General features: G+C 59.4%; 17 protein-coding genes and 1 tRNA gene. 11 read left to right on the top strand and 7 right to left on the bottom strand.

Annotated features, from left to right (window positions below; genetic code table 11):
- Positions 1-19 precede the first annotated feature (19 nt).
- Positions 20-107, top strand: a tRNA-Ser gene (locus tag PHF15_RS05570).
- Between the two features lie 169 nt (positions 108-276).
- Here PHF15_RS05570 and PHF15_RS05565 read toward each other — a convergent pair.
- Entirely contained in the window at positions 277-1,704 is a 1,428-nt protein-coding gene (locus PHF15_RS05565; protein ID WP_300119608.1) for a hypothetical protein, read from the bottom strand.
- A gap of 69 nt (positions 1,705-1,773) precedes the next feature.
- Between PHF15_RS05565 and PHF15_RS05560 the strand changes: the two genes are divergently transcribed.
- From PHF15_RS05560 to xth, 10 genes are all read left to right on the top strand, one after another.
- Positions 1,774-2,919 carry a Fic family protein gene (locus tag PHF15_RS05560; protein ID WP_300119607.1) on the top strand — a complete coding sequence of 382 codons (1,146 nt, stop codon included), beginning with the start codon at positions 1,774-1,776 and terminating at the stop codon, positions 2,917-2,919.
- A gap of 114 nt (positions 2,920-3,033) precedes the next feature.
- Positions 3,034-4,593: a class I SAM-dependent DNA methyltransferase gene (locus tag PHF15_RS05555; RefSeq protein WP_300119606.1), complete on the top strand. Its 1,560-nt coding sequence runs from the start codon at positions 3,034-3,036 to the stop codon at positions 4,591-4,593.
- Entirely contained in the window at positions 4,583-5,884 is a 1,302-nt protein-coding gene (locus PHF15_RS05550) for a restriction endonuclease subunit S (RefSeq protein ID WP_300119605.1), read from the top strand. Before PHF15_RS05555 ends, PHF15_RS05550 begins: the two co-directional genes overlap by 11 nt.
- The gene (locus tag PHF15_RS05545; protein ID WP_300119604.1) at positions 5,881-6,582 is read left to right on the top strand and encodes a DUF3800 domain-containing protein; all 702 of its coding nucleotides are present in this window, start codon (positions 5,881-5,883) and stop codon (positions 6,580-6,582) included. The genes PHF15_RS05550 and PHF15_RS05545 overlap by 4 nt, the downstream gene beginning before the upstream one ends.
- Before the next feature lie 17 nt (positions 6,583-6,599).
- Complete coding sequence (locus PHF15_RS05540; protein WP_300119602.1) at positions 6,600-7,085, top strand: hypothetical protein; 486 nt, start codon at positions 6,600-6,602, stop codon at positions 7,083-7,085.
- Between the two features lie 259 nt (positions 7,086-7,344).
- A complete protein-coding gene (locus PHF15_RS05535; protein ID WP_300119600.1) occupies positions 7,345-10,557 on the top strand; it encodes a type I restriction endonuclease subunit R in 3,213 nt (1,070 codons plus the stop codon).
- A 129-nt stretch (positions 10,558-10,686) separates the two neighbouring features.
- Entirely contained in the window at positions 10,687-11,520 is an 834-nt protein-coding gene (locus PHF15_RS05530) for a thymidylate synthase (RefSeq protein WP_300119598.1), read from the top strand.
- Positions 11,484-12,404, top strand: a complete 921-nt coding sequence (locus PHF15_RS05525) for a DMT family transporter (RefSeq protein ID WP_300119596.1) — start codon at positions 11,484-11,486, stop codon at positions 12,402-12,404. Before PHF15_RS05530 ends, PHF15_RS05525 begins: the two co-directional genes overlap by 37 nt.
- Positions 12,401-12,889: a dihydrofolate reductase gene (locus PHF15_RS05520; RefSeq protein ID WP_300119595.1), complete on the top strand. Its 489-nt coding sequence runs from the start codon at positions 12,401-12,403 to the stop codon at positions 12,887-12,889. The genes PHF15_RS05525 and PHF15_RS05520 overlap by 4 nt, the downstream gene beginning before the upstream one ends.
- 4 nt (positions 12,890-12,893) lie before the next feature.
- Positions 12,894-13,703, top strand: a complete 810-nt coding sequence (xth, locus tag PHF15_RS05515) for an exodeoxyribonuclease III (protein WP_300119594.1) — start codon at positions 12,894-12,896, stop codon at positions 13,701-13,703.
- Between the two features lie 8 nt (positions 13,704-13,711).
- Here xth and ntrC read toward each other — a convergent pair whose 3' ends face one another.
- The 6 genes from ntrC to PHF15_RS05485 form a co-directional block, all read right to left on the bottom strand.
- Positions 13,712-15,214, bottom strand: a complete 1,503-nt coding sequence (gene ntrC, locus PHF15_RS05510; RefSeq protein WP_300119593.1) for a nitrogen regulation protein NR(I) — start codon at positions 15,212-15,214, stop codon at positions 13,712-13,714.
- 57 nt (positions 15,215-15,271) lie between these two features.
- A complete protein-coding gene (glnL, locus tag PHF15_RS05505; RefSeq protein WP_300119592.1) occupies positions 15,272-16,372 on the bottom strand; it encodes a nitrogen regulation protein NR(II) in 1,101 nt (366 codons plus the stop codon).
- A gap of 37 nt (positions 16,373-16,409) precedes the next feature.
- Entirely contained in the window at positions 16,410-16,907 is a 498-nt protein-coding gene (locus PHF15_RS05500) for a hypothetical protein (RefSeq protein ID WP_300119591.1), read from the bottom strand.
- A gap of 130 nt (positions 16,908-17,037) precedes the next feature.
- Positions 17,038-18,453, bottom strand: a complete 1,416-nt coding sequence (gene glnA / locus PHF15_RS05495; protein WP_300119590.1) for a type I glutamate--ammonia ligase — start codon at positions 18,451-18,453, stop codon at positions 17,038-17,040.
- 233 nt (positions 18,454-18,686) lie between these two features.
- On the bottom strand, positions 18,687-19,535 hold the full coding sequence (locus PHF15_RS05490; protein ID WP_300119589.1) for a molybdopterin-binding protein: 849 nt from the start codon (positions 19,533-19,535) through the stop codon (positions 18,687-18,689).
- Complete coding sequence (locus tag PHF15_RS05485) at positions 19,492-20,400, bottom strand: EI24 domain-containing protein (protein ID WP_300119588.1); 909 nt, start codon at positions 20,398-20,400, stop codon at positions 19,492-19,494. Before PHF15_RS05485 ends, PHF15_RS05490 begins: the two co-directional genes overlap by 44 nt.
- Between the last annotated feature and the right edge of the window lie 2 nt (positions 20,401-20,402).

Below are 20,402 nucleotides of genomic sequence, written 5' to 3'. Positions count from 1 at the left end.
GTACAATTCTCGGCTTCGCGGAGAGATGGCAGAGTGGCCGAATGTACCTGACTCGAAATCAGGCGTACCGCAAGGTACCGTGGGTTCGAATCCCACTCTCTCCGCCAGTACCCAGTAAAAACGCGCCTCATGGCGCGTTTTTCATTTCTGCCCGTCAATTCCCTCACCAACTAGTTTTGGGCTTATTGCCCTGCCAAAGTCCTTGTCCTGTTTCATCCGCTAGATCTGGGGCGGGGCGGGAACTGGCACTGTGCGCCACCGAGCTTTCCACAGGACTTATGCGCTTTTAGTATTCGGCCACCAAAGTGGCGGCCACTTGCTCCATGAATACTCCGGCGAAAGGCATGAACTCAATGCGCTCAGGTAGGGGTTGTGCTTAGTCAGTTCCTCTCTGACGACGGCGACCCACACCTTTGTTCGTTCCTGGTATGGCTCCTCAAAACTGGAAAGCTCCGTCTCCAGTGTTGCAAGAAACTTGTTCAGCTGTACAACACGGTCATATTCCACTGCGATGCCAAACGCCTTTTTGAGTTGCTCGGCTTTGGCCACATCAATTTGTCGGACTTCTTCAGCTCGTTGTGCCGCAGCTCGGCGAATCTCTTCCTCGCGAATTCTTTCCTCACGCACTGCAGATTGGCCGCGGAGCAGAGTCAATATTGTGGCGGTGATAATTTGGAACTGTGACTCAAGTTGTGCTGTGGTGCCACGCCACTCCTTGAACACTGAATATTCGGAGCCCCTGACATGCAACGTGAATTTTCCTGAGGGAACGTAGCTCCAGGACTGCGCCCAGCTTCCCTCCAGTTTCGCGAGCCGGAATTCCTCAGCATCGAGCTCATGTTTGCGGTATCCCTCGCTCAAGGTAATCGCCAGACTTTCTCCAGCAAGTTCAATGCACACTCGTGCTTCCTTAGGGCCTCCACGTGCTTGATCGACATCGGCGCGTGTGGCGCGCGCACCAAACTGAGCAAGCGCATCAAAGAGGCTGTTATAGAAGCGCAATACCCACTCCATTTTTTCCAGAGAGGCGGTCACTATGAGGCCGCCGGGAACTTTGAAGGAATAGCGCCCATGCTGTTCATAGGGGGGCGATTCAAAGTCATCTCCCCTTTCAAGCCAGTTGGTCCTTTGGTATTTCTTGATGACTTTCGGGAGTCGCTGGAGGTAGGTATTGGTGGCCTTTACCAGCGGGTGCAGCTTGAGCAGTTCTGCCGAAATTTCAAATCGAGGGAGTGTGAGCTGTTCGGCGACGTGTTCGACCGCTTTCACAAATGAGCGACGTTTTTCTTTGCTGGCGATTTCCCGTGGCGTCGGTATTGTCAGCTGTACCTCGTTGTCTTGGTCTTGCGGAGGCAATGCGGTTTTCGGGGATGATTTTCCGAATTGAAGTTTGGTCCAGTGACCCCGGGGCGGTATTGGAATGTCGTGTCGCCGACATGCCTTCGCGAGCCCCACATCCGAAACCCCTAGCTCTTTAGCAAGTCTGATGACAGGCTTTTCCCACACCAAGGCGTATAGCTCTGAGCGTTTCATCGAGTGGCTCCTTTTATGCAGTGTTGATTGCGCCGATGATTTGCGGCGGGCCGGCAGAAAAATCGTCAGTTGCTCGATTTTGAGCCCCCACCCATTTTGCTGGGTCCAAGAGAGCGGCTGCGGCGGTGAGAGGACAGCCGTCAAGGTCTGCAGCGCTTGGCAAGCTTTCATTGATACTTGCCTTTTTAATTAAAGATTGCTTTAATAACATCTGCTTTTATTAAAAATTTCTTTCACACCATGCGCAGCACAGGCACTTACGCCATCTCCACCACTCTGGGCGAATCCGTCCAGGCTTTTGTGCCACATCCGCTTCCACCAGCCAAGCCAACGCTGGCGCCTGAATGCTACATGGAGGCCAATCGTGTGGCCGAATTGGCGCTGGCACACCTGTCGGGGGTGTCCGGGCTGGTGCCGTCGGTGGACTGGTTGCTCTACAGTGCCATTCGCAAAGAGGCCTTGCTGACCTCGCAGATCGAGGGCACCCAGGCCACACTGGCCGACTTGTTTGATGAGGAAGCCGGCTTCACGGTGAGCAACATCGACGATGTCGAAGAGGTCACAAACTACCTGCGCGCATTCCGGCTGGTGCATGACAACTTGCGCGACCCGGGCGGCCTACCACTGAGCGTGCGCCTGCTCAGCGACGCCCACCGCTTGTTGCTCGATGGCGCACGCGGTTCCGGAAAACAGCCAGGTGAGTTGCGTCGCTCGCAAAACTGGATTGGCGGCACCCGGCCCGGCAATGCGGTGTTTGTGCCGCCGCCGCCCGAGCGGGTGCCTGCTTTGCTGGCCGACCTGGAGCGGTTTATTCACGATGCCTCGCAAGCCCTGCCGCCACTGGTGAAGACAGCGCTGGCGCACCTGCAATTTGAAACCATTCACCCGTTTCTGGATGGTAATGGCCGCATTGGTCGACTGCTGATTGCTGCGCTGCTGGAGCATTGGGGCCTGTTGCCCGAGCCCTTGATGTACCTCAGTGGCTACCTGAAACAACACCAGGCCGAGTATTACCGCCGCCTGTCAAGTGTGCGCACCGATGGGGATTGGGAAGGCTGGGTGGCGTTTTTCCTGGAAGGCGTGGCCAAGGCGGCGTTGGATGCCGAGCGCAACATTGTGGTCATTGCCAGCCTGTTGGCGGCGGACCGCCGGCGTTTGCTGGCGTCCCCCAAAGCAGGGCCAGCGAGCTACCGCTTGTTCGAGTTGCTGCCCATGATGCCGCGCTTCACCATCGAGCAGGTGCGCCAGAAGCTGGGCACCAGCTTCCCCACCGCCACTGCAGCGGTGAAGATGCTGGAGGACTTGGGTATCGTGGCCGAGTTGACCGGACAGAAGAAGAACCGCAGCTACAGTTATCAACCGTACATCGCGCTGTTGACAGGTTAAGCAAAGGTGGCGGCGCTGCCATGGATCGCAGCTCGCATCCCCCGTTCCGGCCACCAGACTCGCTATAGTCCAACCATAAGCAAAACAACCAAGCTCAAGGGAAGACGCAACGACATGCTCGACGACATCAAAAAGACCCTCTGGGCCACCGCAGACAAGCTGCGCGCCAACATGGACGCCGCCGAATACAAGCACCTGGTGCTCGGCCTCATCTTCGTCAAATACATCTCCGACACCTTTGCCGCGCGGCGTGCCGAGCTGGTCACGCGCCTGACCAATCCGGTTGATGAGTATTTTTACCACGATGCCCAGCCCGGCGACATCGAGGCCGAGCTGGAAGACCGCGACTATTACAAAGAGGTCAACGCCTTCTGGGTGCCCGAACCGGCGCGCTGGGAGGCCCTGCGCTCTGCCGCCAAACAGCCCGACATCGGCAAGCGCATTGACGAAGCCCTGACCCAGATCGAGCTGGAAAACCCCAAGCTCAAGGGCATTCTGGACAAACGCTACGCCCGTGCCCAGTTGCCCGATGGCAAGCTGGGGGAACTGGTCGACCTGATCTCGACCATCGGCTTTGGTGATAACCCCTCAACCGCGCGTGATGTGCTGGGCCAGGTCTACGAATACTTTCTGGGCATGTTTGCCAGCGCCGAAGGCAAGCGCGGCGGGCAGTTTTACACCCCGGCCAGCATCGTCAAAACCCTGGTCGCCATCCTGAGTCCGCACAGCGGCCAGGTGTACGACCCCTGTTGCGGGTCGGGCGGCATGTTTGTGCAGTCTGAGAAATTCATCGAGGCCCACGGCGGCAAGATTGGCGACGTGTCCATCTATGGCCAAGAGGCCAACCCCACCACCTGGCGCCTGGCGGCCATGAACCTGGCCATTCGCGGCATTGACTTCAACCTGGGCCGCGAACCGGGCGACACCTTCACGCGTGACCAACACCCCGACCTGCGCGCCGACTTCATCCTGGCCAACCCGCCGTTCAACATCAGCGACTGGTGGCACGGCAGCCTGACGGGTGACCCGCGCTGGGTCTATGGCGACCCGCCGCAAGGCAATGCCAACTATGCCTGGTTGCAGCACATGCTGCACCACCTCAAACCCACCGGGCGCGCTGGCATCGTGCTGGCCAACGGCTCCATGAGTTCAAGCCAGAACAACGAGGGCAGCATCCGTGCGGCCATGGTTGAGGCCGACGTGGTGGAGGTGATGGTGGCGCTGCCGGGCCAGTTGTTCTTCAACACCCAGATCCCGGCCTGCCTGTGGTTTCTGGTTAAGCAGAAAACCCACCGCAAGGGCGAAGTGCTTTTCATCGACGCCCGCAAACAAGCCACCATGATCAGCCGGGTGCAGTCAGAGCTGACCGACGAGGTGATTGAGCGCATTGCAGGCACTGTGGCGGCCTGGCGTGGTGAAGCCGATGCCGGTGCCGGTCAGTACCAGGACATCCCCGGCTTCTGCCGCAGTGTCAAACTGGCCGAGATTGCCCAGCACGGGCATGTGCTGACGCCGGGTCGCTACGTGGGCGCCGAAGAGGTGGAAGACAACGACGAAGACTTCGCCACCAAGATGCAGCAGCTTACCGAGAAATTGGGCGAGCAGATGGCAAAGGGCGCGGAGTTGGATCAGTTGATTCGACTGAAGTTGGGGGGGCTGGGGTATGAATTCTGAGGCTGGGTGGGGCCGCCTCACCCTGAAGGCTGCGGGTGTTTCACTGATCGACTGCGATCACCGAACCCCAGCAGCGGCTGTTGATGGCTTCCCCTACATCGCGATTCCGCAACTACGGGACGGGCACATAGCCCTGGATGGCGTGCGCCGCATTTCTGAAAATGACTTCATTGAGTGGACGAAAAAGCTGTCGCCGCAAACAGATGATGTGATTGTTGTTCGTCGCTGTAACTCAGGTGAAGGTGCCCATGTGCCTTCAGGACTGAAGTGCGCGATTGGGCAAAACCTGGTTGTCTTGCGCGCAGACGGCAAGAAGGTTCTGCCTCAGTACCTACGCTGGCTGGTCAGGGGCTCTGAGTGGTGGGGCGAGGTCGGCAAATACATCAATGTTGGTGCTGTTTTTGACAGTCTGCGATGCAGAGACATTCCACTATTTGAATTGCCTGTGCCGCCTTTGCCGGAGCAGAGGGAAATCGCTGGAGTGCTGGCGGCAATCGACGACCGCATCACCCTCCTGCGCGAAACCAATGCCACGCTGGAAGCCATTGCCCAGGCGCTGTTCAAGTCGTGGTTTGTCGACTTCGACCCGGTGCGCGCCAAGCAAGAAGGCCGCGCCCCCGAAGGCATGGATGAGGCCACTGCGGCGCTGTTTCCCGACAGCCTCGAGGAATCGGAGCTGGGCTTGGTGCCGAAGGGGTGGCTGGTGCAGTCCCTGGACACAATCGCAGCTTTCTTAAACGGCCTTGCGCTCCAAAAGTTCCCGCCCACTGGGGACGACGATTTACCCGTTATCAAGATCGCGCAGCTGCGTAAAGGCGACTCAGTCGGTGCGGATCAAGCATCACGAAGCATCAAGCCCGAATACATTGTGAAAAACGGTGATGTGCTGTTTTCTTGGTCTGGCAGCCTTGAGGTGGAGATTTGGTGCGGCGGTGAAGGCGCGTTGAATCAGCACTTGTTCAAGGTCACGTCGGAGACTTTTCCAAAATGGTTTTACTTCTTTTGGACGCGCCACCACTTGGCAGACTTTCGTCAAACCGCAGCTAGTAAAGCTACCACGATGGGGCATATCCAGCGTGGGCATTTGACGGCTGCAAAGGTATGCATTCCGACAGCCGCAGTTCTCGACGCAGCAACTTTGGTACTTGGGCCTATTATTGAAATGCTGATTGAGCACAGCCTGCAAGCTCAAACCCTAGCCACCCTTCGCGACACCCTGCTCCCCCGCCTGATTTCGGGTCAGTTGCGCCTGCCGGAATCCGTGGACAAACTGGATGAAGCGCTACCATGACCGAACATATCCATATCTACTGCGACGAGTCCTGCCATCTGGAAAACGACCATATGCGGTCAATGGTGCTGGGTGCCTTGTGGTGTCCGGCAGACCATCGTCGTGAGTTAGCGGGGAAGATCAAGGCCTTGAAGGCGGCTTTCAACCTGCCCGCTAACTTTGAAATCAAATGGGTCAAGGTTTCGCCCGGCAAATTACCCTTCTACCAGGCGCTGCTGGACCTGTTTTTTGATGAGCCACTGCTGCATTTTCGTGGCTTGGTGGTGCCCGACAAGCAGGCCCTGGACCATGGGCGCTTTCAGCAAAATCACGACGAGTTCTATTACAAGCAGTGGTACACGCTGCTTAACCGTCTGATTGATCCAGCCAAACATTACCGTATCTTTCTGGACATCAAAGACACCCAGGGCCAAGCCAAGGTCAAAAAGCTGCATGATGTGTTGTGCAATGCAAACTACGACTTTGACCGCAGTGTGATTGAATCAATTGAGCTGGTTCAATCGCATGATGTGTTGTTGCTGCAACTGGCTGACCTCTTGATAGGCACTTTATCCTACGTGCACCGGGGTTTGCAGGACAGCCCGGCCAAGCTGGCTTTGGTAGCGCATGTGCGCCATCGTTCAGGCTTGCGGCTGGAACAAAGTTCATTGCTGCGTGCTGACAAGTTCAATTTGTTTGTCTGGAGACCGCAAGCGTGAGCCAACCTCCAGCACTCATGCGTTTAAATGATTACGCAGACTGGTCGGCCTATGAAGATGCCATTTATGCTGAGTATTTGGCAACCGTGGCGCACGCGAGCCTTCGTTTGTTCGGTCACGTGGTCAAAGTCCGGTTTCGACCTGAAACTCGGCACAAGGGTTATGGCTTCTGGCACCTGATTTCAGAGGCACCAAGTCAAAACAACCGCAATGAGGATGACCGCATTCCTGATCTGGAACGCTGCGCCCGTGTGCGCTGGGTGGCCTGGTGCATCGAAAATGTTGAGTCTGTCGAGTTTTCCTGGTGGGAAAACAAGCGTGGCACTGAGACGCATGTGGTCATCTGGGCTGAACTTCACGACTTCGCTGTGGTGCTGGCCAAACGCGATACACAAGATGGCCCACGGTATTACCTACTGAAGACTGCGTACTGCCTTAGAGGCCACACAATCCGCAAATTTACCAAGGAACGCGATGCGTACTGGGCCACCCAAAAAGACTGAAGCCCCGACACATCACTGTGTAAGGGCCCCTGATACTCCTTCTACACGTGGTAGATGAGCTGAACGAATTCTAAGTCAAAATGAAAATTGACTTTCGCCAGATGTTGTATTCACCACAAAAAGCGAGAAGCCCCGATGAACCCACCGAGGCTATAACGCCGACCAGGAACCCCCAATCCACTTGATCGGTAGTTTAGCCCACCATAGCCGCCGTTGACCAAGCCATCATTAGCAGCCAGATACATCGCCAGGGACGCATATGACCGAAGACCAACTTGAACAGGAAACCCTAGGCTGGCTGCAGGACGTCGGCTACAGCCACGCCTTCGGCCCAGACATTGCCCACGACGGCCCTAAGCCCGAGCGCGCCCATTACGGCCAAGTGATTTTGACCTTTCGGCTGCGCGAGGCGATGCGCCGCCTCAACCCCAATGTGCCCAGCGCCGCACGCGAAGACGCCCTGAAACAGGTACTTGATTTTGGTATTCCGGCGTTGCTGTCGGCCAATCAGCACTTTCACCGCTTGCTGGTCACCGGCGTGCCGGTGCAGTACCAGAAGGACGGCCAAACCCGGGGCGACTTTGTGCGCTTGGTCGACTGGGCCAGCCCGCAGCAGAACGAGTGGCTGGCGGTCAACCAGTTTTCCATCAAGGGGCCGCACCACACCCGCCGCCCCGACATCATCCTGTTTGTCAACGGCCTGCCGCTGGTGCTGATCGAGCTCAAGAACCCGGCCGACCAGCATGCCGACGTCTGGAAGGCGTTCGACCAGATCCAGACCTACAAGGAGCAAATCCCGGATGTGTTCCAGACCAACGAGGTGCTGGTGATCTCCGACGGCACCGAGGCGCTGCTGGGCTCACTTTCTGCCAATGCCGAGCGCTTCATGGCCTGGCGCACCATTGACGGCATCACGCTGGCCCCCTTGGGTGAGTTCAACGAATTGCAAACACTGGTGCGTGGTGTGCTGGCCCCACCCTATTTGCTGGACTACCTGCGCTACTTTGTGCTGTTTGAAGACGATGGTGGCCTGGTCAAGAAGATTGCCGGCTACCACCAGTTCCATGCGGTACGCCTGGCCATCGACAAGGTGGTGGCCGCATCGCGCCCCGGTGGCTCACAAAAAGGCGGCGTGGTCTGGCACACCCAGGGCAGCGGCAAAAGCATCACCATGACCTGCTTTGCCGCGCGGGTGATGCAGGAACCCGCAATGGAGAACCCGACCATCGTGGTCATCACCGACCGCAACGACCTGGACGGCCAGCTCTTTGGCGTGTTCAGCCTGGCACAAGACCTGTTGCGTGAGCAGCCGGTGCAGGTGACAACACGGCAAGACCTGCGTGCCAAGCTGGCCAACCGGCCGTCGGGTGGCATTGTGTTTGCCACCATCCAGAAGTTCATGCCCGGCGAAGATGAAGACATGTTCCCGGTGTTGTCTGACCGGCACAACATTGTGGTAATTGCCGACGAGGCGCACCGCACACAATACGGCTTCGAGGCCAAGCTCAAAACCTTCAAGCCCCGCGCTGGCGCGTCTGCCGCTGCCAATTCGGCGCTGACCACCGGCGATGGCCTGCCGTCAGCGCACAAAGCCGAATTTGCGGCGCCGGACTACCCCACGGCGCATTACCAGGCCGGCTACGCCCAGCACCTGCGTGACGCGCTGCCCAACGCCACCTTTGTTGCTTTCACCGGCACACCGGTGAGCAGTACCGATCACGACACCCGCGCCGTGTTTGGCGACTACATTCATGTCTATGACATGCAACAAGCCAAGGAAGACGGCGCCACCGTGGCTATTTATTACGAGTCGCGCCTGGCCAAACTAAAACTCAAGGAAGAAGACTTGGCGCTGCTCGACGAAGAGGTCGATGAACTTGCCGAGGACGAAGAGGAAAGCGCCCAGTCAAAACTCAAGAGCCGCTGGGCCGCACTGGAAAAGATTGTTGGCGCCGAACCACGCGTGGCCAGCGTTGCTGCCGACCTGGTCAGCCACTTTGAGGAGCGCAACAAAGCCCAGAGCGGAAAGGCCATGGTGGTCGCCATGAGCCGTGACATCTGCGTGCACCTGTACAACGAGATCGTCCGGCTGAGCCCCGACTGGCATGACACCGACCCCGAAAAAGGCGCCATCAAGATCGTGATGACCGGCTCGGCCAGCGACAAAGCCCTATTGCGCCCGCACATTTACAGCGCCCAGGTTAAGAAACGGCTGGAGAAACGCTTCAAGGACCCGTTTGATGCGCTGCAGATGGTGATCGTGCGCGACATGTGGCTCACCGGCTTTGACGCACCCTGCGTGCACACCCTGTATGTGGACAAACCCATGAAGGGTCACAACCTGATGCAGGCGATTGCCCGCGTCAACCGCGTGTTCAAGGACAAACAGGGCGGCTTGGTGGTGGATTACATCGGCATCGGCAACGAGCTCAAGGCCGCGATGAAGGAATACACCCAGTCCAAGGGCCGGGGCCGCCCCACCGTGGACGCGCATGAAGCCTTCAGCGTGCTACTGGAAAAGCTGGATGTGCTGCGCGCCATGCTGCACGGCTTTGACTACAGCGGTTTTCTGACCGGCGGCCACAAGACCCTGGCCGGTGCCGCCAACCATGTGCTGGGCCTGAAGTCTGGCGATGCCGCCAAGGGCCAGCGCGACGGCAAAAAGCGCTTTGCCGATACGGCGCTGGCCATGAGCAAGGCCTTTACCCTGTGCTGCACGCTGGACGAAGCCCGGGCCGTGCGTGAAGAAGTAGCCTTCATGCAGGGTGTCAAGGTGATCCTCACCAAGAAGGAACTCAGCGGCAAGAAGCGCAGCGACGAGCAACGCGAGCTGGCCATTCGGAGAATCATCAACTCGGCCGTGGTGTCCGAAAACGTCGTGGACATCTTTGATGCGGTGGGTCTGGACAAGCCCAACATCGGCCTGCTCGACGAGGCTTTTCTGACCCAGGTGAAAAACCTGCCCGAAAAGAACTTGGCGGTGGAGTTGCTGGAGCGGCTGCTGGAGGGTGAAATCAAAAGCCGCTTTGCCAGCAACGTGGTGCAGGACAAGAAGTTCTCCGAGATGCTGAGCAGCGTCATCACCCGCTACCAGAATCGCTCCATCGAGACGGCTCAGGTGATGGAAGAGCTGGTGGAAATGGCCCGAAAATTTCGGGAGGCCGCCAGCCGGGGTGAAGAACTGGGCCTGAGCGACGACGAGGTCAAGTTCTATGACGCGCTGGCCACCAACGAGTCAGCCGTGCGCGAACTGACCGATGAAACGCTGAAAAAGATCGCCCATGAACTGACCGAGAAACTGCGCCAGAACCTGAGCGTGGACTGGGCACAACGATCAAGTGTTCAAGCCAAGTTGCGGCTGCTGGTGAAGCGAATCCTGCGCAAGTACAAGTACCCGCCAGACCTGCAGGATGCCGCCGTGGACCTGGTGCTGCAGCAGGCGCAGGTGATGGGGGAGAGCTGGGGGGAGTGATCTTTACTGATAAAAAATGTCGTCATTGCGATTCGCACAGCGACGTGGCAATCCATGCACTCCTGGGTCATGGATTGCTTCACTGTGCTCGCAATGACGATTTTTTTTCACGTTAACATGGCGCCCGACATGCCTCAATCACCCAACCACCAATACGAAACCCTGCTGCGCCACGTGGACACCCACGGTGTCTTCAAGGCCGACCGCACCGGCACCGGCACGAAGAGTGTCTTCGGCTACCAGATGCGCTTCGACCTGGCCCAGGGCTTTCCGCTGGTCACCACCAAGAAGGTCTTCTTAAGAGCCATCATCGTCGAGTTGCTCTGGTTTTTGCGCGGCGACGCCAACGTCAAATGGCTGCAGGACAACGGCTGCACCATCTGGGACGAGTGGGCCGACCCCGACACTGGCGACCTGGGGCCGGTCTATGGCGTGCAATGGCGCAGCTGGCCGACGCCGGACGGCGGCCACATTGACCAGATCAGCCAGGTCATCCAGACCCTCAAGACCAACCCGGACTCGCGCCGCATGCTGGTGAGCGCCTGGAACGTGGCCGAGCTAGACAAAATGGCGCTCATGCCCTGTCATGCGTTTTTCCAGTTTTATGTGGCTCCGGCCACGGTGCCGGGCGGCAAGGGCAAACTGAGTTGCCAGTTGTACCAGCGCAGTGCCGACATTTTTCTGGGCGTGCCCTTCAACATCGCCAGCTATGCGCTGCTGACGCACATGGTGGCGCAGCAATGCGATCTGGACGTGGGCGACTTCATCTGGACCGGCGGCGACTGCCACATTTACAGCAACCACGCCGAGCAAGTGGCGCTGCAGCTAAGCCGCACGCCATTTGCCTACCCCACACTGGACATCAAGCGCCGGCCCGACTCGATCTTCGACTATGTTTATGAAGATTTCGCGGTCAACGGCTACCAGTGTCACCCCGCCATCAAGGCGCCGGTGGCCGTGTGATCAGCCGCCGCCAGATCTGGGGCCTGATCGCCCTCACGCTGATGTGGGGCATCAACTGGCCGATGATGAAATACAGCCTGCGCGAACTCTCACCGCTCTACTTCAGGGCGCTGACGATGAGCTTTGGCGCGCTCTGGCTGTTCAGTTTTTACCGTATCAAGGGTGTGCGCATGTGGCCGCAGGGGGCCGAGTGGCGCAGCGTCATCACGCTCGGCCTGCCCAATGTGCTGGGCTGGCACACGCTGGCGATTTTGGGCGTGAAGGAACTCGCCAGCGGCCGCGCCGCCATTCTGGGTTTCACCATGCCGATCTGGACGGTGCTGCTGGGCGTGCTGGTGTTCAGGGAGAAGCTCACCCGGCGCATCGTTTTTGCCATGCTGGCCGTGGCGTTGACCATTGCCCTGCTCACCTTCAACGAGCTCACCGCCATCACCGGCAAACCGCGGGGCATTGTCTGGATGGAACTGGCCGCACTGTCTTGGGCCGCGGGCACGCTGATGATGCGCCGCGCGCATTTGACGCTGCCGATGGAAACGCTCACCGTGTGGATGCTGATTCTGGCCAGCGTCTGCCTGTGGCTGTTTGCCGCCGTGCTGGAACCCTGGCCGAGCTGGCAATTTTCTGGCCCGATGTGGGGCAGCCTGGTCTACGGCGCGCTCATCAACTACGGCTTTGCCCAGATCATCTGGTTTGGCATGGCGCGCCACCTGCCACCCGCCACCAGCGCCATGAGCATCATGGCGATCCCGCTGGTGGGCACCCTGAGCGCCACCCTGATCGTGAGCGAGATGCCGGGCTGGCAAGACCTGGTGGCCGTGCTGTGCGTCATGGCCGCCATCGCCGCGGTGCTGCTGCCATCGCGCAAACCTGCAACTAGCTTATGAAACTCAATCTGATCCTGGCCCGCGCCCGCAATGGCGTCATCGGCAAGCAAAATGCCCTGCCCTGGCACCTGCCCGAAGACATGGCGCACTTCAAGCGCACCACGCTGGGCTGCCCGGTCATCATGGGCCGCAAGACCTGGGACTCGCTGCCGCTCAAATTTCGCCCGCTGCCCGGTCGTCTCAACGTGGTGGTGACGCGCCAGCCCGACTGGACGGCAGATGGCGCCATGGTGGTGAACTCACTTGAGGCCGCCTGTGCCGCCTGCCCGATTGAGAGCACGGCGTGGGTGATTGGCGGCGCCGAGTTGTACACCCAGGCGCTGGCGCTGGCCAGCCGCGCCGTGGTGACCGAGCTCGATGTGGACTTTGAAGGAGATGCCTTCGCCCCCGGTTTTGGGCCTGAGTGGCAGGAGGTGGCGCGAGAATCGCAAGTCAGCAGCACGGGACTGGGCTACAGTTTCGTGACCTATCAAAAGGATTTGTGAAACCATGAAACTTGCCACCTGGAACATCAATTCGCTCACCGTGCGTCTGCCGCAAGTGCTGGACTGGCTTGGCGCCAACCCGGTCGATGTGCTGGCGCTGCAGGAGCTCAAGCTCAGCGACGACAAATTCCCGCATGACGCGTTTGCGGCGGCGGGCTACCAGTCGGTGTGTTTCGGCCAGAAAACCTACAACGGCGTGGCGCTGATCAGCAAGACACCGGCGCTCGACGTGATGCGCAACATTCCCGGCTTCAGTGACGAGCTGGCGCGTGTGATCAGTGCAACATTTGCTTCTGAGGCTGACGCAGCGCCTGCGTCAGCGGACATCCCATCAACCGGCATCCGGGTCGTGGGCGCGTATTTTCCCAACGGCCAGGAGCCCGGCAGCGACAAGTTCGAGTACAAACTGGCCTGGCTCAAGGGGCTGCGCGACTGGCTGCGCGCCGAGCTGCTCACCCGCCCCAGGCTGGTGCTGATGGGTGACTTCAACATCACCTTCGACGACGCCGATGTGTGGGACCCGGTGGGCATGAAAGACCAGATTCATTGCACCGACGAGGAGCGCTACGAGTTGAACGCGCTGATCGCGCTGGGCCTGCATGACGCGCACCGACTGTTTCCGCAAGCCGCCAAAAGCTATTCCTGGTGGGACTACCGCGACTTTGGTTTCAGGCGCAACCACGGCATGCGCATCGACCACATTCTGGTGAGCAACGCGCTCAAGCCCCAGGTAGCGGCCTGCTGGATCGACAAAACACCGCGCAAGAACGAGCGCCCCAGCGACCACGCACCGGTGGTCGTCGAACTGCGCTGATCCACGACTTATTCGAGGCCAAGCTCCTGAATCTTGCGGGTGATGGTGTTGCGGCCGATGCCGAGTTTTTGCGCCGCGTCGATGCGCCGCCCGCGCGTGGCGGCCAGCGCAGCGTGAATCAGGCGAGACTCGAAGCGGGCCGTTAGCGTGTCCCACACGTCGGTGCGATCGGTGGCCAGCAGAGTGTTGGCCTCGGCTTCCAGGCCCTGCTCCCAGCCATTCGACAGTGCGGCCGATACAGCTGGCGCAGCAGCAAAATCCGGCAGCACAGGGAGATCAGGCAACGCTTGCTGTGCCAAGGGCGCTGCGGACTGGTCATGGTTTTCCATCGCCATCAACGCGTCAGGCAACGCGTTCGATACCCCCACTTCAGGCGGCAGGTCTTTGGGCTCGATGACTTGCGCCGGCGCCATGACGGTGACCCAGTGGCACATATTTTCCAGCTGGCGCACGTTGCCCGGAAAGGCAAACTGCCCCAGCCATGCCAGCGCCGCGTCCGAAATGCGCTTGGGCTCGACGCCCAACTGGCGCGCGCTTTGCAGCAAGAAGTGGCGCGTCAGCATGGGAATGTCTTCGCGCCGCTCGCGCAAAGTCGGCAAGCGCAGGCGGATGACGTTGAGGCGGTGAAACAGGTCCTCGCGGAAGGCACCTTCCTTGACGCGCTGCTCCAGGTCCTGGTGCGTGGCGGCAATCACCCGCACGTTGGTCTTGACCGCGCTGTGGCCGCCGACGCGGTAGAAATGGCCGTCCGACAGCACCCGCAACAGCCGGGTTTGCAAGTCGTACGGCATGTCGCCAATTTCGTCCAGAAACAGCGTGCCACCGTCGGCCTGCTCGAAGCGTCCGCGGCGCATGGTTTGCGCGCCGGTAAAGGCGCCGCGCTCGTGGCCGAAGAGTTCGGATTCGAGCAAGTCCTTGGGAATTGCGGCCGTGTTGATGGCCACAAACGGTCCTTTGGCCCGCGGCGAATGCTTGTGCAGCGCGCGCGCCACCAGCTCCTTGCCCGTGCCAGATTCGCCGGTGATCATGACAGTGACGTTGCTTTGGCTGAGCCTGCCAATGGCGCGAAACACGTCCTGCATGGCGGGCGCCTGGCCCAGCATCTCGGGCGCCTCGGCCATGGCTTCGTCAGCCACCTCTTCGCGATGGCTTTCTTCCACGGCGCGGCGAATCAGCTCGACCGCCTTGGACAGGTCGAACGGCTTGGGCAGGTATTCGAAAGCGCCGCCCTGAAAGGCCGACACGGCGCTGTCAAGGTCGGAGTAGGCCGTCATGATAATGACCGGCAGGCCTGGGTATCTGGCCTTGACCTTGTCGAGCAGATCGAGCCCCGAGCCGCCCGGCATGCGGATGTCGCTGACCAGCACTTGCGGCGGTTTGTCCTCCTCGAGCGCGGTCAGCACTTCGCGCGCACTGGTAAAACTGCGGCTGGGCAATTGCTCGCGCAGCAAGGCCTTTTCCAGCACGAAGCGAATGGACTGGTCATCATCTACGATCCAAATGGGCTTCATTACGTTTTCTTACCTTAAGTTGGACCCTGGCCGCAATGGCGTTCAGCCAGCTTGCGATCAGGGCAGAGGAATCAGGATCTTGAAATCAGTACAACCCGGCACGCTGTCACACTCGATCAAACCATGGTGCTGCTGGACAAAGGTTTGTGCCAATGTCAGACCCAGCCCGGAGCCACCCTCCCGCCCCGACACCAGCGGGTAAAAGATACGGTCTTTGATCGAGTCTGGCACGCCAGGCCCGTTGTCAATCACATGCAATTCCAGTGCCAACCTATAACGCTGTTTGCCGAAAGTGGTCTGGCGCGCCACCCGCGTGCGAAAAATAATTTGCGCATCGCCCCGGCTGATGCGCTCGGTCAGAGACTGCGCCGCGTTGTGGGCAATGTTGATCAGGGCCTGAATGAGCTGCTCGCGGTCGCCGCGGAACTCGGGGATCGATGTATCGTAGTCCTGCACCACGTCGAGGCCTTTGGGAAACTCCGCGAGAATCAGCGAGCGCACCCGTTCACAGACCTCGTGGATGTTGACATCGCCCACCACATGGGGCCGCCGGTGTGGTGCCAGCAGGCGATCCACCAGCGACTGCAGGCGGTCGGCTTCATGGATGATGACCTGGGTGTACTCGGTGAGTTCGGGCTGGGCCATTTCCAGCTCCAGCAACTGGGCGGCACCGCGGATGCCGCCCAGTGGGTTCTTGATTTCGTGCGCCAGGTTGCGTATCAGTTCCTTGTTGGCCTGCGCCTGTTCGGCCAGGCGTTCCTCGCGGTCCTGGCGCGTCTGCTGCTCCAGCGGCAACAACTCGACGATGATGTCGGCGCTTTCAGTCTGCGTCACGATCACGTGCACTGGCAACAGTTCCCGTCCCAGGCGCAGCAGTTTTGCATCGTAGCGCAGGGCGGCAAACTCATTGCTCCCAGCGCCCTGGAGCGCGGTTCGCAAATGGCTTGGTTCGGTGAAGGCGTCAGGCAAATGCGATCCCACAATGGTGCGCCGCGAGATGCCCAGCGCATCTTCCAGAGCGGCATTGGCAAACGTGACGGTGCCGTCGCTTTGCACCACTGCCACCAGCGTGGCCAATAAATCGAATGCGACAAAACGCTGGTTCGGCTTGCCCGTTTGCGGCGGCCTGAGTTTGGGAAGAGACAGTTTCACGTTCATGCGTGCAGATTGCCCAGGTACCGTAGCTCAAAAAAAACTAGCGCGCACCGCTGCTCGCGGGCAGGCGTTCAAGTTCGCGGCGGATGCCTGCCACGTCGCTCTCGTTGCGCGCGAGTTTGGCCTTGAGTTCGACCACACGGTCAAGGAAGCGCTGCTCATTGCGCATTTCATCGCCGCGCTTTTCGGGCAAGCCGTTGTTGTATTCCCTGAGCAACTCAGCTTGCAACACTTCAGCTTTTTTCAGTTCCGACTGCAAGATCAGGCGCGCATCGGCGTCACGCGATTTTTGTTCGGCCGCATTCACGCGCGGGCCTGAACTGGCGGCACTGGCGGCACTGGCTGGCGGGTAGGCTTTGGCCGGGCGTGTGCCCTGCACCACCGTGATGTTGCCACCTTCGACCAGTTTGCACTTTTTTGCCTGTTCCTGCGTCACGGTGTTGGTGTACGCATTGCCGCAGCGGTAGATGCGGTCTTGGGCCTGCGCGCTGGCACACAGCGCCAGCAACAACAAGCCTGTCCAGGTGATTTGTGTCATAACAATTCAAGCCCCTCTGATTGGCAATGGCAGGGCCGCCCCATGGCGTCAATGCCGAATGCATGGGTAGTGAGTTTCCCACAATAAAAAAGGACGGCATGAGCCGTCCTTTTTTGACCCTGAAAGGCAATTACAGCGAATAGTACATGTCGAATTCAATCGGGTGCGTGGCCATGCGCATGCGCGTGACTTCGCCCATCTTGAGCTCGATGTAGGCGTCCAGCAGGCCGTCGGTGAAGACGCCGCCCTTGGTCAGGAACGCACGGTCTGCATCCAGGCATTCGAGCGCCTGATCCAGGCTGTGGCACACCGTCGGAATCTTGGCGTTTTCTTCGGGCGGCAGATGGTACAGGTCTTTGGTGGCTGCTTCGCCCGGATGGATCTTGTTTTCCACACCGTCCAGACCGGCCATCAGCAGGGCCGAGAAACCCAGGTAGGGGTTCATCAGCGGATCGGGGAACCTGGCCTCGACACGACGACCCTTGGGGTTGGCCACGTAGGGAATACGGATCGAAGCCGAGCGGTTTTTTGCCGAGTAAGCCAGCTTGACCGGTGCCTCGAAGCCTGGCACCAGGCGCTTGTAGCTGTTGGTGCCGGGGTTGGTGATGGCGTTCAGGGCACGGGCATGTTTGATGATGCCGCCGATGTAGTACAGGGCAAAGTCGCTCAAGCCCGCATAACCGTCACCGGCAAACAGATTTTTGCCATCTTTCCAGACCGACTGGTGCACGTGGCAACCACTGCCGTTGTCACCGACGACGGGCTTGGGCATGAAGGTGGCGGTTTTGCCGTAGGCATTGGCCACGTTTTGCACCACGTATTTCAAAATTTGGGTCCAGTCGGCGCGCTCGACCAGCGTGCTGAACTTGGTGCCCAGCTCGCACTGACCCGGCGACGCCACCTCATGGTGGAACACTTCGACCGGAACACCCAGCGACTCCAGAATCAGGGACATTTCAGCACGCATGTCTTGTGTGCTGTCAACCGGAGGCACGGGAAAGTAGCCACCTTTGGTGGTGGGACGGTGGCCACGGTTGCCACCTTCCATTTTCTTGCCCGAGTTCCAGGGTGCTTCGTAGTCGTCAACCTTGAAGAAACAGCCGGACATGTCGGAATTCCAGCGCACATCGTCAAACAAGAAGAATTCTGGCTCGGGACCAAAGTAGGCGGTGTCGCCCATGCCGGAGGCCTTGAGGTAGGCTTCGGCGCGGTGTGCCACCGAACGCGGGTCGCGCTCATAGCCTTTGCCGTCGGTGGGTTCAATCACGTCGCAGCTCATAAAGAGCGTGGTTTCTTCAAAGAAAGGGTCGATGTTGGCGGTGTTGGGGTCGGGCATGAGTTGCATGTCCGAGGCTTCAATACCTTTCCAGCCTGCAACCGACGAGCCGTCAAAGGCGTGGCCGGAACTGAATTTGTCTTCGTCAAAGTGCGACACAGGCACGGTGACGTGCTGTTCTTTGCCACGGGTATCGGTAAAGCGGAAGTCAACAAACTTGACTTCGTTTTCTTTCACCATCTTCATCACGTCTGCGACGGTCTTGGCCATTGATTACTCCAAAGGAATAGTTGTTGAAAAAGGGTTATGTTTGAGAATGCAGGTTTTGTGCCAGACCCGTCGGCTGTCGAACGGATCCATCAAAGGCCGTATTTTGCCTTGAGTTTCAACACTTGCGTTCCCAAATACTGACAAGATTCATGTTTTGCGCTGTTGAAGTGCATCAAAAGTCATTCGAATTGCACCACAATAGTGCTCACTTTGATTTTTGTGCCTTCACACCGTCAAGAACGCACCAATTCCGGGCCCAGATTGAGATGAAACGGCCCAAGCCCTTCGAGCATGGCCGCAAACGCGCGAGTCACGACTTGCGGATCACCCTTGACACCCAGTTCGATGTGGCGCCCATACTGGGGGTGATCCACACTGGGCAGGCTGAACACCTTGATGCCGGCAAAATCATGCTCGATGGCTTCCATCAGCGGCGTCAAGGTGGCTTCCATGGCACCAAAAACAATCACCGAGCGCTCCAGCCAGGCATTTTCTGCAAAATAGACCCGGTAATGGGTATCGAGTACCCATTCGATCATGGGCCAGGCCATGACCGGAAAACCTGGCACGAAGTAAACCTGGCCGCAACTGAACCCGGGGATTTTGTTGAAGGGGTTGGGAATAATTTGCGCACCCTTTGGGAAAACGCCCATGTTGAGGCGGTGCAGGTTGTCGGCTTGATGGGGCTCGAAGCTTTTGCCCTGCTCCAGCGCCGCGTCCCGCATGCGTTGCTCGATCAAGGCCTTGGCCTCGGGATGCAGCGCCAGGTCAATGCCCAGCGCGCGCGCGGCGCACTGGCGAGTGTGGTCGTCGGGCGTGGCGCCAATGCCACCGGTGGAAATCACCACGTCGCCCGAAGCCAGGGCGCGCTGCAAGGCGGCGGTGATGCGACCAGGGTCGTCGCCCACGTACTCGGCCCAAGCCAGTGACAGGCCGCGCACCTTGAGCAACTCGATCACCTTGGGCAAATGCTTGTCGGCGCGTTTGCCCGACAGGATTTCGTCGCCAATGATGATCAGGCCGAAGTTTGGCGTTGCGCTATTGGCGCTCTGGATTGGGGGTATCGATGGGGTCGCGGGCATGGTTCAGGAACAGGGGCAAGGAATCTGGAATATCGGCATCCGGTGGGGTGGGTGCAACTGCTGCGGCAGCGCGCTCGGCCCGCAGCGCCTGCAAGGCCGCCAGGCAAAAGTGGGCAAACCAGAGCGAGGCCAAGGCGAACACCAGCGTGTAGAGCCAGATTGCCAGCGGCACCAGCACCACAAAGGCAGCCACAAACAAGACGCCTGAAGCCCAGATCAGGCTGGGAGCGGCACCCAGGTAGCCACAGAAAATTCCGATGCCGAGCAAGCTCATGCGGTGACGGCGAAATAGCTCGCGCCGCTCCTCGCTGCTGGCGTGCTCAGCCAGTGCATCGAAGGCCATGACGCGGTAGGTGAGCCAGCCCCAGATCAGCGGCGGCAAAATCAGAATCAGCGGGGGAATGAGCCACAGCGGCACCGACACGATCAGCGCGACCAAGGCCAGCAGTGTGGACACCAAAGACCGCCACAAGCTGGCCACCAGCGGGCCACCGCGCTTGCGCTCCAGTGCCGGAAAGCGCCTCTGCGCCACCAGCGAGGTCAGCGCCGGTGTCATCATGAGCGCCACCGCGAGCAGGGAAAACACCACAATCAGCGGTGTCACCGCAAAAATCACGATCAGCGGCCCCAGCACCGCCTTCAGGTTGCCCAGCCCCATCCCCTGCAACCAGCCGGAAATGCTGCCCACCAGCGTCGATGATTCCAGCCACAAGTTCACTGTTGCCAGCACACCAGTCCAGTAAAAGTAACCCAGACCCAAGGCCAGGCCAGCCATCAGCAACAGTGGCAAAAACGACAGTGCGATGACCCGGGGCCGCAAGCCGTACGCCACCGCACGCCAAAAGGAATCGAACAGCAGACTCATGC

The sequence above is a fragment of the Rhodoferax sp. genome, assembly GCF_028689295.1.
Classification (GTDB): Bacteria; Pseudomonadota; Gammaproteobacteria; order Burkholderiales; family Burkholderiaceae_C; genus Rhodoferax.
This window is presented reverse-complemented; position numbering and strand designations above follow the sequence as displayed.